The organism is Buchnera aphidicola (Aphis nerii), assembly GCF_005083105.1.
Taxonomy (GTDB): domain Bacteria; phylum Pseudomonadota; class Gammaproteobacteria; order Enterobacterales; family Enterobacteriaceae; genus Buchnera; species Buchnera aphidicola_AS.
In genome coordinates this window covers 313,713-327,407 of sequence record NZ_CP034885.1, presented here as the reverse complement: position 1 = coordinate 327,407, position 13,695 = coordinate 313,713, and the positions used below count along the sequence as shown (strand labels likewise).

At 21.6% G+C, this 13,695-nt stretch carries 11 protein-coding genes; 5 read left to right on the top strand and 6 right to left on the bottom strand.

What is annotated here, in order from left to right:
* Nucleotides 1-4 precede the first annotated feature (4 nt).
* Entirely contained in the window at nucleotides 5-1,447 is a 1,443-nt protein-coding gene (gene phrB, locus D9V64_RS01520; RefSeq protein WP_158366636.1) for a deoxyribodipyrimidine photo-lyase, read from the bottom strand.
* A gap of 251 nt (nucleotides 1,448-1,698) precedes the next feature.
* Between phrB and fldA the strand changes: the two genes are divergently transcribed.
* Nucleotides 1,699-2,208, top strand: coding sequence for a flavodoxin FldA (gene fldA, locus D9V64_RS01515; protein ID WP_158366634.1), 510 nt, complete (start codon nucleotides 1,699-1,701; stop codon nucleotides 2,206-2,208).
* Nucleotides 2,209-2,268: 60 nt separating this feature from the next.
* Nucleotides 2,269-3,084, top strand: a complete 816-nt coding sequence (queF, locus tag D9V64_RS01510; protein WP_261979771.1) for an NADPH-dependent 7-cyano-7-deazaguanine reductase QueF — start codon at nucleotides 2,269-2,271, stop codon at nucleotides 3,082-3,084.
* 97 nt (nucleotides 3,085-3,181) lie between these two features.
* On the opposite strand, the gene gap is transcribed toward queF, so the two are convergent.
* The 4 genes from gap to D9V64_RS01490 form a co-directional block, all read right to left on the bottom strand.
* Entirely contained in the window at nucleotides 3,182-4,177 is a 996-nt protein-coding gene (gene gap / locus D9V64_RS01505) for a type I glyceraldehyde-3-phosphate dehydrogenase (RefSeq protein WP_158366630.1), read from the bottom strand.
* Nucleotides 4,178-4,251: 74 nt separating this feature from the next.
* Nucleotides 4,252-5,493, bottom strand: a complete 1,242-nt coding sequence (locus D9V64_RS01500; RefSeq protein WP_158366628.1) for an FtsX-like permease family protein — start codon at nucleotides 5,491-5,493, stop codon at nucleotides 4,252-4,254.
* A complete protein-coding gene (gene lolD, locus D9V64_RS01495; RefSeq protein ID WP_158366626.1) occupies nucleotides 5,490-6,182 on the bottom strand; it encodes a lipoprotein-releasing ABC transporter ATP-binding protein LolD in 693 nt (230 codons plus the stop codon). The genes D9V64_RS01500 and lolD overlap by 4 nt, the downstream gene beginning before the upstream one ends.
* Nucleotides 6,175-7,365 carry an FtsX-like permease family protein gene (locus D9V64_RS01490; protein WP_158366624.1) on the bottom strand — a complete coding sequence of 397 codons (1,191 nt, stop codon included), beginning with the start codon at nucleotides 7,363-7,365 and terminating at the stop codon, nucleotides 6,175-6,177. Before D9V64_RS01490 ends, lolD begins: the two co-directional genes overlap by 8 nt.
* Nucleotides 7,366-7,742: 377 nt before the next feature.
* On the opposite strand from D9V64_RS01490, the gene mfd reads away from it, so the two are divergent.
* Nucleotides 7,743-10,151: a transcription-repair coupling factor gene (gene mfd / locus D9V64_RS01485; protein WP_158366622.1), complete on the top strand. Its 2,409-nt coding sequence runs from the start codon at nucleotides 7,743-7,745 to the stop codon at nucleotides 10,149-10,151.
* Between the two features lie 98 nt (nucleotides 10,152-10,249).
* On the top strand, nucleotides 10,250-11,257 hold the full coding sequence (gene pgl / locus D9V64_RS01480) for a 6-phosphogluconolactonase (RefSeq protein ID WP_158366620.1): 1,008 nt from the start codon (nucleotides 10,250-10,252) through the stop codon (nucleotides 11,255-11,257).
* Here pgl and bioA read toward each other — a convergent pair.
* Entirely contained in the window at nucleotides 11,254-12,546 is a 1,293-nt protein-coding gene (bioA, locus tag D9V64_RS01475; RefSeq protein WP_158366618.1) for an adenosylmethionine--8-amino-7-oxononanoate transaminase, read from the bottom strand. The two genes, pgl and bioA, sit on opposite strands and share 4 nt — an antisense overlap.
* Before the next feature lie 78 nt (nucleotides 12,547-12,624).
* On the opposite strand from bioA, the gene bioB reads away from it, so the two are divergent.
* On the top strand, nucleotides 12,625-13,647 hold the full coding sequence (bioB, locus tag D9V64_RS01470; RefSeq protein WP_158366616.1) for a biotin synthase BioB: 1,023 nt from the start codon (nucleotides 12,625-12,627) through the stop codon (nucleotides 13,645-13,647).
* The last annotated feature ends 48 nt before the right edge of the window (nucleotides 13,648-13,695 follow it).

Genomic DNA, 13,695 nt, shown 5'->3' with positions numbered 1-13,695 from the left:
TAATTTAATCTTTTTTTTCATTTATAAAGGATTGAGCTAGTTGATATACTAACAAACATTTTTCTTTACTATTTTTATAATTTATGATTGGTTTTGGATAATCTATTGTATAATTGTTTTTCGTTATCCATTCATATGGATTGTGAATATAATTATTTGGTATTAATTTTAATTCAGGAAGATATTTTTTAATAAAACAACCTAATTTATCAAAAATTTTAGATTGACGTAATGGATTAAATATACGAAAATAAGGACTTGAATCAGTCCCAATAGAAGCAGACCATTGCCATCCTCCATTATTTAATGCATAATCTCCATCAATTAAATTATGCATAAAATATTTCTCTCCTTGTCTCCAATCAATTAATAAATTTTTTACTAAAAAACTAGATGTAATCATTCTTAATCTATTGTGCATCCATCCTATTTTATTTAATTGCCTCATAGCAGCGTCTATTATAGGAAAACCAGTTGTACCAGTTTTCCAGGCATTGAAGTAATTTATATTATTTTCCCAATTAATTTTTTTTTCCCATGTGTATAATGATTGAGATTTACCAAGTAAAGGAAAATTAATTAATAAATGATAATAAAATTCACGCCATATTATTTCGTTTATCCAAGCTGAGTTAAGTATTACGAATAAATCTTTTGTTTTATATTTTTTTAAAATTATCTTTAAACACGTTCTAGCAGATATTATTCCTAAAGATAAATATGGAGAAAGCATACTTGTATTATTTAAATATGGGAAATTTCTTTTTAAAAAATAATCTTCAATTTTATAACTACAAAAATATTTTAATTTATTAATAGCTTGTTTTTCTCCGATTGGAAACAGATTTTTATTAAAATTTATATTATAATTTTGAATATGATATATTGGAAATATATTATATTTTTGAAAAATTCTTTTTTTAGGTATAGGAAAACATATTGGTATTTTTTTTAATAAATGATCTATTATTTTTTTTTTAAAAAAATAAAATTTTTTATAAGATTTATCACTTTTGTTTTTTATCTTATTAGGTTCAATTAAAACATTGTCGTGAAAACCTTTTGTAGAAATGCCGTGTATAGATAATTTTTGTATTATTAAATTATCTCTATTTTTTTCATTTATTTCATATTGATAATTATAAAATAAATTGTTAATTTTATTTTTTTGGCAAAAATATAATAGATACTCTGCTGAACTTGAAAAATCATTACATTCGTAATGATGTAAAAAAATATTTAATTTTAGCAACTCTTTTTTTAAAAGCATTACATTTTGATAAATAAAAGATATTTTTTTGATAGAAACAAAATGTTTTTGCCATTGTTTTGGAGTAAAAATAAACAATCCTATTACTTCATCTATATCAGACAAGCATGCATTATATAATGCTGTATTATCATATATACGAAGATCATTACGAAACCATATTAAGTTTTTATTCATATCGATAATTTTAAAGTTTTTGTATTTATTTGAAGATAATATTTAATTTTTATTAAAAATTTTATTTTTTCAAATAGACTCAAAATAAATAAATATCTTAAATATTAAATTAATTATAATTGAAAACAAAAAATACGTTACAAAAAATTTTCATAAATTAAATATGTTTAATTTTAAAAATATTTTTATTAATTGAATTTTTAAAGTAAAATTTATTTTTTAAAAATTTATTTTAATAAGCAGGTAAAGATATGCAAAAAATAGGTATTTTTTTTGGAAGTGATACTGGAAATACAGAAAAAATAGCAAAAATTATTCATAAAAAAATAGGTAAAAATAATTCTATTTTATATGATATTAGCAATTCTTCTAAAGAAGATATAGAAAATTTTAGCAATTTAATATTTGGCATTCCTACTTGGTATTATGGTGAAGTACAGTGTGATTGGGATGATTTTTTACCTATTTTAAAAAAAATAAATTTTTCAAATAAAATTGTTGCACTTTTTGGATGCGGAGATCAAGAGGATTATAGTGAATATTTTTGTGATGCATTAAGTGTTGTATATAACATTATTAAAAAAAATAAAGCAAAGGTAATTGGTTCATGGTCAACCAAGGGTTATAATTTTGATCATTCTAAAGCTTTATTAAATAAAGATCATTTTATAGGATTGACTTTAGATGAAGATCGTCAAGCAAATCAAACTGAATATAGAATTAACAAATGGATAGAAAATATTATTTTTGAATTTCATTAAAATATTTTTTAATTATTTAAAAAATATACTTTTATATATATATCAAATTATTTTAATTAATTGAGTTATTTAAATAAAAAACATATGATTGTTAAAAAAAATCAATTTAATTTACTACAAGCTGTACCCAGAGAAAAACATCGTAAAAATATTAAAATAGATCACATAAATCTTCCTTTTATAGGAAAAGACATCTGGACCTTATATGAGTTATCTTGGTTAAATATAAATGGACTACCAAGTATTGCTATTGCAAATATAGAAGTTGATATTACAAGTATAAATATTATTGAATCTAAAAGTTTTAAAATATATATAAATAGTTTTAATCAAGTTAAATTTAAAACAACTATCGATTTAATAAACCAATTAATATCTGATATAAGTCGATGTGTAAAAGGAAAGGTTTTCATAAAATTATTTAATTTAAATGAAATTAAAAACTTAGGTATATCAAAATTTCCTGGTATTTGTATAGATAAAAAAAATATATCAATCAAATCATATACTTATAATAAGTATTTACTTAAAATTTTTTCTAAAAAAAATAAATTAGTAACTGAATCTTTATATAGTAATTTATTTAAGTCAAATTGTCCTATAACTCATCAACCTGATTGGGCATCTATAAATATTATATATACCGGGAAAAAAATTAGTCATATTGCATTATTAAAATATTTAATATCTTTTCGAAATCATAATGAATTTCATGAGGAATGTATTGAACGAATTTTTAATGATATTCAAAATATATGTAATCCTAAAAAACTAACTGTATATGCAAGATATACTAGAAGAGGAGGTATTGATATTAATCCATGGCGTAGCAATACTTTTTTTAAACCTTCTTTTATTAGATTATGTAGGCAATAGAAAATATTTATTAAATATTTTATAGTTTTTTAAAAGGCAGTATTAAGGGTTTTCTTAATACTGCTATTTAAAAATTACAAAGCTAAATTTATTCTATTTAAGTGGAAATTAATGTAACTAAATCTAAAACTTTGCTAGAATAACCAGTTTCATTATCATACCAAGAAATTAATTTAGCAAAATTTTTATTTAATGATAAACCTGCCTTAATATCAAATATTGATGTTAGTTCTTCTCCGTTAAAATCTGATGATACTACTTCATCTTCTGTATATCCTAAAATTCCTTTCATTTCTTGTTTTGCAGCATTCTTGATTACAGAGCATATCTCATCATATGTAGCTGATTTTTTATAACGGACTGTTAAATCTACTACAGATACATTAGATGTAGGAACACGAAATGCTATACCTGTCAGTTTTCCATTTAAATTTGGCAAAACTTTTCCAACAGCAATAGCAGCACCCGTCGAAGAAGGAATAATATTTTGTAATGCTCCTCTACCTCCTCTCCAGTCTTTATTTGAAGGACCGTCAACAACTTTTTGAGTAGCTGTACTAGAATGAACAGTAGTCATTAAACCTTCAATAATAGTAAAATTATCATCTATTACTTTTGATAAAGGAGCTAGACAATTAGTTGTACAAGACGCATTAGATACAATATTTTCGCCTTTATATTGATCAAAATTAGCACCTTTAACAAACATAGGAATATCATCTTTAGAAGGACCAGTGATTACAACTTTTTTTGCTCCTGCTAAAATATGTTGATAAGCAGTTTCTCTCGTTAAAAAAAGACCTGTCGATTCAATTACTACATCAATTGATAAATTGTTCCACATTAATTTTTTAGGATCTTTTATAGCAGTAATTCTAATTTTTTTTCCATTAACAATAATATTGTTATTTTTTACTTCAATATTTTTTTTAAAAATTCCATGTGTAGAATCATATTTTAACATATAAGATATATATTCAGGACTCATTAAGTCATTTATTGCTAATATTTCAATATTTTCACGTTTTTGAGCTAACCGAAATAAAATACGTCCAATACGACCAAAACCATTTATAGCTACTTTAATAGTCATAGTTTTACCATTATTTTATTAGTATGTTATAAATTATTATTAAGTTTATTTATATAGAAATTTGAATTAAAAAATTAAAATTTTTTTAGTATCTTACTAGGATCTATTTTCGAAGCAAAATATGCAGGATACCAATTTGTAATAATTGCTATTACTATGGTGCCAAAAAAAATGATAATTATATCCAATAAACTTAACTTCAATAATAAAAAATTATGATAATAAATATTATTTAATAATAAATTTTTACTGAAGTGTTTTTCTAAAAAAAACATAATTTTTTTAGAACTTAAAACTGTTATTATTCCGCTGATTAAACCTATTAAATTTCCTATTAAAATAAAACGGAATCCATAATATAAAAAAATTAATTGAATTAGAATATTATTAGCACCTATACTACGTAAAATAGAAATATCTTTTATTTTTTTTGATATAGATACTAAAGATATAGATATAACACTAAAACAAGACATTACTATTAGAAAAAATAATGTAATATATATTATTGTTTTAATTTTTTTAATATCATTATATATATCTTTATAATTATTTATCCAAGTGTATAAAAAAATAGGATCTTGAATATTTTTAGCTACATCTAAAATAATTTTATTAGCTTGAAATGGATTTGACATATATAATTCAATAGTATTAATATTATTTTTTATATTCAGATTATCTTGAAAGAAAGAAAATGGAACAAGTCCCATATTAGAATTTGAAATTCCATTAGAATTAAATATAGATGTAATTTGAAAAGAAAATAATTTTATTTTATTTAATTTAAAAGAAAAATTATCATCTAATATAATTATATTAATCCAATCTCCTTTTTTTAATAGTAGTCTTTTAGATAAATCAGAGGAAAGAATGATTTGATTGTTTTTAAAATGATTATTTTGTAAAAAATTATATTTTTTTTTTTGAAAAGAAAAATATTTTTTTATATATTTAATATTTTTAAAACTTTTAATATTGAAAAATTCAATTTGATCGTCTTTAAATAAAACACTATTCATTAAAATATATGGTTCAGAATAATTAATTCCAGATACGCAATTAATTTTTTTTATAATTTTTTTCCAATGCAAAAATGGTTTATCTACTGACTTTATAATACCATGTGGTAAAGATGACAAAATATTTTTATTAACTAATATTTGAAAACCATTTAAAGCACTAATACTAATAACTAATATAAAAACACTGATAGCAATTCCTATTTTAGATAAAATAGAAATGAATAGAATTGTATGATTTTTATTACTTTGTAAGTATAATCGTTTTGCAATGAAAAAAGGTAAAAAATTCATTTAATATTTTTTTTTATGTTTAGTTGACTATTTTTAATTTCAAATAAAACATGTGCTTTTTCTGCAAGATAAAGATCATGTGTTACAATTAAAAAAGAAGTATTTAAATTATTATTTAATTCAAATATTAAATCAAAAATTATTTTTGCATTATAAGAATCTAAATTTCCAGTAGGTTCATCTGCTATTATTAATTTTGGATTATTGACAAAAGCACGAGCAATAGCAACTCTTTGTCTTTCTCCACCAGATAAATCAGTTGGATATTTATAAATTTTTTTTTCTAATCGAACTTTTTTTAATATTTCATATGATTTTTCTTTAGCTTCTTTAATACTTTTATTATTTATTAATACTGGCATTGCAACGTTTTCAAGTACATTAAAATCTAAAAGTAAATGATGAAATTGATAAATAAAACCTAAATTTATATTTCTTAATTTGGCTATTTGATTAGATGACATAGAACTTAATGGTATACCATCAAATAAAACATATCCAGAAGTAGGTTTTTCTAATCCACTAATTAAATGTAAAAAAGTACTTTTTCCAGAACCTGATTTACCAATAACAACTGCTATATCATTTTTATTTAGATAAAATGATGTTTTTTTTAATATTTGAATTTTTTTTCCGTTATCTTGATAAGATTTAGTTAGATTAATACACTGTAAAATTATACTATTCATTAGATAAAATTTTAGAAGGTGTCGATTTAGTAATATTCCAAATTGGATATAATGTAGATAACATTGAAATTAATATAAATATAATATTTACCACAAAAACTTGAAAAGGGTAAATTTCTATCGTAATATCAATATTGTCAAAAAAAATATTGATTAATTTATTTAAAAATCTTTCTTCATATATTAATATGAAACTTATTAATGTACCTAATACGTTTCCAATTATAACATTACTTAATCCTAATGTAATAAATATTAACATCATTTTTTTTCGGCATAATCCTTGTGTTTGTAAAATCGCAATAATATTTTGTTTTTCTACCATATTCACTGTCAAAGTAATAGCAATATTAAAAGTGACAATTAATAAAATTAGGATTAAAAAAAGTAACATAATATATTTTTCAATTTGTATAGCTTTAAATAATTCTCCTTCTTTTAATTGCCAATTTAAAAAAACTAAATGTTGTTTCGTTTTTTTTGATAAATTTATGTAATAATCAAATGGATCTTTTAACCAAATCCTCCAACCAGTAATGTAATTTTTATGGTAATTTAAAAAATTTAAAGCGATTTTACTATTCATTAATATTTGATAATTATCAACTTTGTTTTTCGTATCAAAAAAACCAGTTACTTTAAATGTTTTTTCATTCATTTTATTTATTAAAAAATTTTTTTTATTCCTTGGAAATGATATTAATTTAATCAAATCATTAATATGTATGTTTAATTTTTCTGCTAATTTTTTGCCTATAATTATGTTATTTTCTTTTGAATTAAGTGTATATAAAATATTTTTAATATTATAAGGATAATAATTTTTTTCTTTAAAAGAAATAATTTCACTAATACTAATATTTTTTTTATTTTCAATGAGTACTTTACTACTAATAAAACTAGAAATTTTCTGGATATTTTTTGACATTAAAATACTTTTAGGAAAATCTAATTCATTAATATAATAATTTTGGTTAGTAATAATTAAATGTGGGATAAATGATAAAATATTTTTTTTAAATTCGTTCTGAAATCCATTAAATAAAGATATTGTTATAATAATAGATGATATGCCAAAACTAACACCTATAATAGATAAAACAGTAATAATCTTTTTAAAATTTGTTAAATATGAATTCCATAAATAACGTAAACCAATAAATATATATATAGGCTTGTACATTAAGAATATCTTTTTATAGTTAAGATGTTTTTATAATGAATGTATTAATTATAATTATTTATTCAAAATTATTTTTAGTAAATCATTTTATTTTTTAATAAATAATAATATTATTTAAATTTTATTAAAAAATTTTTTAAAGAATTTAATTAACATGAAAATATTTTAATTTAATTAAATTTAATATTTGTGTTTATTTTTTAAAATTCTTAGTTAAAATTATTAAATCATTTATTACATAATAATAAAATAACTTTAAAAAAATCATTAAATTATATAATTGTTTTTAAAATATATTTCATATTTTGAAGATATATTATGGAGTAAAATATTAATTAAAATTAAAAATTTTTCATTTTATTTAAAAATATTCTATTATGAAAACGGTATTAAAAAATAAAAACTTTATTAATTATAAACACCAAAAATTACCGAATTTTTTCGAAAAAAATAAAAATCAAAAAAATTATAATGAAATTTTTTCTTTTTTATATAATTTTTCGGGAAAAACCGTGTTTTTTATAACAAAAAACGAATGTTTGATAACATTTTTAAAATTTTTAAATTTAAAAAATATTTTCCCTAAACATATAAAAAATATTTGTGATATTAATAAAAAAGCTAATTTTTTTTACATTATAGGAAATTTATATAATAGTTTTATAGATTCTAAAAAAAAATTGTTATTTATTTCTACAAAAGAAATTTTTGCATTCACAAATGAAAAAAATATTATTTCATCAACTAAAAATCAATTTTTACATCAGTTAAAAATTAATGATCTTATTATACATATTCAACATGGTATTGGAAAATATCAAGGATTGACTACGATAAAAACTTCTAGTTGTGAATCTGAATATTTAATTATTTTATATGCAGAAGAAAACAAATTATATGTTCCTATTACATATTTGCATCTTATTTCACCATATGTTGGAAAATTAGACAAAAATATTGTTTTACATAAATTAGGAAGTGATAAATGGGATAAAGAAAAAACTAAAATTAGTAAAAATTTGTGTGATCATGCAGCAATTTTATTGAATATTTATGCAAATAGACTATCTAATACAGGATTTGCATTTAAAAAAAACGAAAAACAATATAATCTATTTTGCAAAGATTTTGCATTTAAAGTTACTTTAGATCAAGAAAAAGCAATCACATCTGTATTAAATGATATGTGTAAGTCTATTCCTATGGATCGATTAATTTGCGGTGATGTAGGTTTTGGAAAAACAGAAGTTGCGATGAGAGCTGCCTTTATTTGTATATCAAACAAAAAACAAGTTATTGTCTTAGTACCAACAACATTATTAGCAGAACAACATTTTAAGAGCTTTTCAAAACGATTTCGTAATTTTTCTATAAATATAGATATATTATCTAGATTTAGAAACAAAAAAGAAAAAGAAAAAATTTTAAAAAATATTGAATCTGGTAATATTAATATATTAATTAGTACTCATAAGATTTTATTTGAATTTATTAAATGGCATGATATTGGTTTATTAATTATTGATGAAGAACATCGATTTGGTGTTATTCATAAAGAAATAATTAAAAAAGTATATTCTCAAATTGATATATTGACTTTAACAGCAACACCTATTCCTCGTACCTTAAATATGGTAATGAATGATATTAGAGATTTATCAATTATTGCTAATCCTCCAGCAGAAAGAAAAGAAATACAAACTTTTATAGAAGAATATAATCCTACTTTAATTAAAAAAGCAATTTCTAGAGAAATATCTCGAGGAGGACAAGTATATTATATATACAATAAAGTTAAAGGAATTAATGAGATAGCTATAAAATTATCAAACTTACTTCCTAATACTAAAATTAAAGTAGGGCATGGTAAAATGAGTAATATTGAATTAAAAAAGATAATGAATGAATTTTATCAAAATAATTTTGATATATTAGTTTGTACAACCATTATAGAAAGTGGAATTGATATACCTAAAGCTAATACTATTATTATCGAAAATGCAGATCATTTTGGATTATCTCAATTACATCAACTTAGAGGTAGAATTGGACGTTCTAAAAATCAAGGATATGCTTTTTTTCTTGTTAATAATTTAAAAAAAATTACAATAGATGCTAAAAAAAGATTAGAAGCAATTTTTTTAACAAATAACTTTGGTGGAGGATTTAATTTATCTAACAGAGATTTAGAAATTAGAGGAATAGGTGAATTACTTGGAAAAGAACAAAGTGGTCATATCAATAGTATAGGAATTAATTTATATATGAAATTATTGAATAAAACTGTTAAACTTTTTAAAAACGGAGAAAAAAAAGTATTTTTAGACAATTTATTTAAAAAATCAGATGTTGAACTACATGTTACTTCATTACTACCAAAAAATTATATTAATGATATTCATCAACGTTTATTTTTTTATGAAAAAATTGAAAATGCTAATAATGAAAAAGAAATAGAAAACATATATTTTGAAATCTTGAATCAATTTGGTAAATTACCAAAATTTTCTGAAAATTTAATATTAATTGCTAAAATTAAATTATTGACAAAAAAAATCGGAATTTCACATATTAAATCTAATAAAAGTATAGGAATTATAAAATTTAATGAAAATAATAAAATCAATATGGAATACTTGCTTGCAATATTTCAAAAAGAGCCAAATCTTTGGAAAATGATAAGCCCTACAGAGTTAAATTTTTTTCATAATTTTGAAGATGATTCTTTGCGTTTAAATTGGATTTTAAAATTACTAAAAAATCTTGGAAAAAAATCTATTATATAAATATTAATTTAAAAATTAATATATTATTTGAGTTTAAATTATTTTTAATAGAATAATTACATTATATTTCAAGAATTAGTTGAGAGGAATAAATGATTATGAAACAAATCGTATATATTGCTAATTCAAAAAGTCAAAATATAGATGTATGGAAATTCTATGTTGATGGAAAAATGGAATTAATTCAAAAAGTTAATACTGATGGACACGTACAACCAATGAATTTTATTAAATCTAAAAATTTATTATATGTTGGTGTACGTCCTAAAAACCGTATACTTGTTTACAATATAAAAAATAATGGTAATTTAGAAAAAAAAAACGAAATTGAGATACCAGGAAGTCCTAATTATATTTCATTTGATTTTAATAAAAAATTTTTATTTTGTAGTTCATATCATCATAATTCTTTAAGTGTTATACCATTAAATAATGATGGTTTTCTTAAAGATCCAATTCAAATTATTCATAATATTAAAGGTTGTCACGCAGCATTATTAAATATTAAATATAACATATTATTTGTCACTGCTTTAAAAGAAGATTATATTTATTTATATCAATTAACAGAACATGGTGTATTAAAAAATACAGAACAAAAATTTATTCAAACTAAATTAAAATCGGGACCTCGTCATATTACATTTTATCCCAATGGGGATTTTATTTATACTATAAATGAATTAAATGGTACTATAGATGTTTGGAAAATATCTATACAAAAAAATATACCAAAAATACAAAACATACAAAATATATCAATAGTAGAAAAAAATATAATTTCTAATAAATATTGGTCTGCTGATATTCATTTAACATCAAATGGCAAATTTTTATATGTTTCTGATAGAGTATTAAATAGTATTTCACTTTTTCATGTAAATGAAAATGATGGTAAAATTTCTTTTTTTAAAAAATATTCTACAGAAAAACAACCTAGAACATTTTGTATTGACGTTTATAATAAATATGTCATAGTTGCTAGTCAAACATCTAATAGATTTACTGTATATAGTATTAATCAAAAAAACGGAGATTTAAATAAATTAAATACATATTTCACATCAGGAGAAGAGCCACTATGGATACTTGCCTATAAAATTTAAAAACTTTTGAATAAAGTATTCTCATCTAAAGATTTTTTAATAACATCAGTAAGTTTTTTTAAATTCTTTGTACTAATAATATAAGGTGGTACAATATAAATTAAATTTTTAAAAGGTCTTATCCAAACTCCATTTTTTACAAAAAATTTTTGTATTAGTTCCAAATTTACTTGTTGTTTACATTCTACGACGCCTATCGCACCTAAAACTCGGACATCAATAACTCTAGAATGATCAACTAAAGGCAATAGGTTTTTATCAAGCTCTTTTTCAATATTAATAACTTGTTTTTTCCATTCATTTTTTTTTAAAATTTTTATATTAGCGTTAGCTACAGAACAAGCTAATGGATTCCCCATATACGTTGGTCCATGCATAAAACAACGAATATTACTTTTGCTAATAGTATTAGCGATATTTCTTGAAGTTAAAGTGGCAGCTAATGTTATTGTACCACCAGTCATAGCTTTACCTAAACATAATATATCAGGAATAACATTAGCATGTTGAAAGGCAAAAAATTTTCCAGTTCGACCGAATCCTGTAGCAATTTCATCAAAAACCAATGGTATTGAATAATTTTTACATAATTCTTCAACTTTTTTCAAAAACATAGGATGATAAAATTTCATTCCTCCTACACCTTGCACTATAGGTTCTAATATTACACCAGCTATATTTAATGTATTTTTTTCTATTATTTTATGAAACGATGTAATATCATTAGAGTTCCATTCTTCATTAAACTTAGAATTAGGGGAATTAGCAAATAAATTTTTTGGTAAAAATTGATTGTATATTTTATGTATAGAATTATCAGGATCAGAAATAGACATAGCACCAAAAGTGTCACCATGATATGAATTTCGAATAGTTAATATTTTTGTTCTATTTTGTCCTAAAGATTCCCAATATTGTATTAACATTTTTATTGCTACTTCAATAGCTATAGATCCAGAATCTGAAAGGAAAATACAATCTAATTTTTCTGGAGTTAATTTAATTAAATTTCTACAAAGTGAAATAGCTGCAGGATGTGTTATTCCACCAAACATAACATGAGATATTTTTTTGATTTGTTTTTTTAAAGATTTATTTAATATAGGATGGTTATATCCATGTATAGTAGACCACCATGAGGACATTCCATCTATTATATTTTTCCCGTTTTTTAATTTTAAATATACTCCTTTAGCTGATATAACAGAATAACAAGGAAGTGGTTTTAAAATTGAAGAATATGGATGCCAAATATGTTTATTATCGAATAATATATCAGATTGACTCATTATAATTTATATCTAAAAACATTGAATATCTTATTATAAGCGTTTAATTAAATAAAACCATATTTTTTTGGAGATAATATGAAACAAAAATGGACTCTAAAAGATACAAAATTATTGTTTGAAAAACCTTTTTTTGATCTTGTTTTCGAGGCTCAAAAAAAACATCGTGAACATTTTAATCCAAATAAAATACAAATTAGTACATTATTATCTATTAAAACTGGTGCATGTCCTGAAGATTGTAAATATTGTCCTCAAAGTGCAAGATATAAAACAGGATTAAAAAAAGAACCATTATTAGAATTAAAACAAATTTTAAAATCTGCAGAGCATGCTAAAGCTTCAGGTTCTACTCGTTTTTGTATGGGCGCCGCTTGGAAAAATCCTAATGAAAAAGATATTCCATATTTGGAAAAAATTATTAAAGAAGTAAAAAAAATGGGCATGGAAACCTGTATGACTTTAGGTACAATTAATAATATTCAAGCAAAAAAATTGTCAAATGCAGGTTTAGATTTTTATAATCATAATTTAGATACATCACGTAAATTTTATAAAAATATTATTACCACGAGAACATACGAAGAACGTTTAAAAACTTTAAAAATAGTACGTGATGCTGGAATGAAGGTTTGCTCTGGAGGAATTATTGGACTTGGAGAAAAAAAACAAGATCGGATGGAATTGCTAATGGAATTATCTAATCTTCCTATACAACCTGAAAGTGTTCCTATAAATATGTTAGTTAAAATACCAGGTACACCAATGGAAAAGAATATAGATGTAGAACCATTCGATTTTATTAGAGTTATAGCAGTTACTCGTATTATGCTTCCAAAATCTTATATTAGATTATCAGCAGGTCGAAATGAAATGAATGATCAAACACAAGCAATGTGTTTTATGGTTGGAGCAAATTCCATTTTTTATGGATGTAAACTATTGACTTCAAAAAATCCAAAAGAAGAAAGTGATCTAAAACTTTTTAAAAAATTAAATTTACTACCAGATTATAAAAAAAACAACGTTAAAAAAGAAAATGAATTTAATTTTTCTTCTTCACAATTGACAAAAACAAAATACTATAATGCTGCATTATAGGAATAAAAAATATAAAAAATATTTTCAAATAATAAAATAATTATTAAT

Bases quoted from the DNA above. Each gene is read 5' to 3' on its own strand.
- mfd (WP_158366622.1), top strand. From the start codon at position 7,743: ATGAAAACGGTATTAAAAAATAAAAACTTTATTAATTATAAACACCAA.
- pgl (WP_158366620.1), top strand. From the start codon at position 10,250: ATGAAACAAATCGTATATATTGCTAATTCAAAAAGTCAAAATATAGAT.
- fldA (WP_158366634.1), top strand. From the start codon at position 1,699: ATGCAAAAAATAGGTATTTTTTTTGGAAGTGATACTGGAAATACAGAA.
- D9V64_RS01490 (WP_158366624.1), bottom strand. From the start codon at position 7,365: ATGTACAAGCCTATATATATATTTATTGGTTTACGTTATTTATGGAAT.
- D9V64_RS01500 (WP_158366628.1), bottom strand. From the start codon at position 5,493: ATGAATTTTTTACCTTTTTTCATTGCAAAACGATTATACTTACAAAGT.
- bioA (WP_158366618.1), bottom strand. From the start codon at position 12,546: ATGAGTCAATCTGATATATTATTCGATAATAAACATATTTGGCATCCA.
- gap (WP_158366630.1), bottom strand. From the start codon at position 4,177: ATGACTATTAAAGTAGCTATAAATGGTTTTGGTCGTATTGGACGTATT.
- lolD (WP_158366626.1), bottom strand. From the start codon at position 6,182: ATGAATAGTATAATTTTACAGTGTATTAATCTAACTAAATCTTATCAA.
- phrB (WP_158366636.1), bottom strand. From the start codon at position 1,447: ATGAATAAAAACTTAATATGGTTTCGTAATGATCTTCGTATATATGAT.
- bioB (WP_158366616.1), top strand. From the start codon at position 12,625: ATGAAACAAAAATGGACTCTAAAAGATACAAAATTATTGTTTGAAAAA.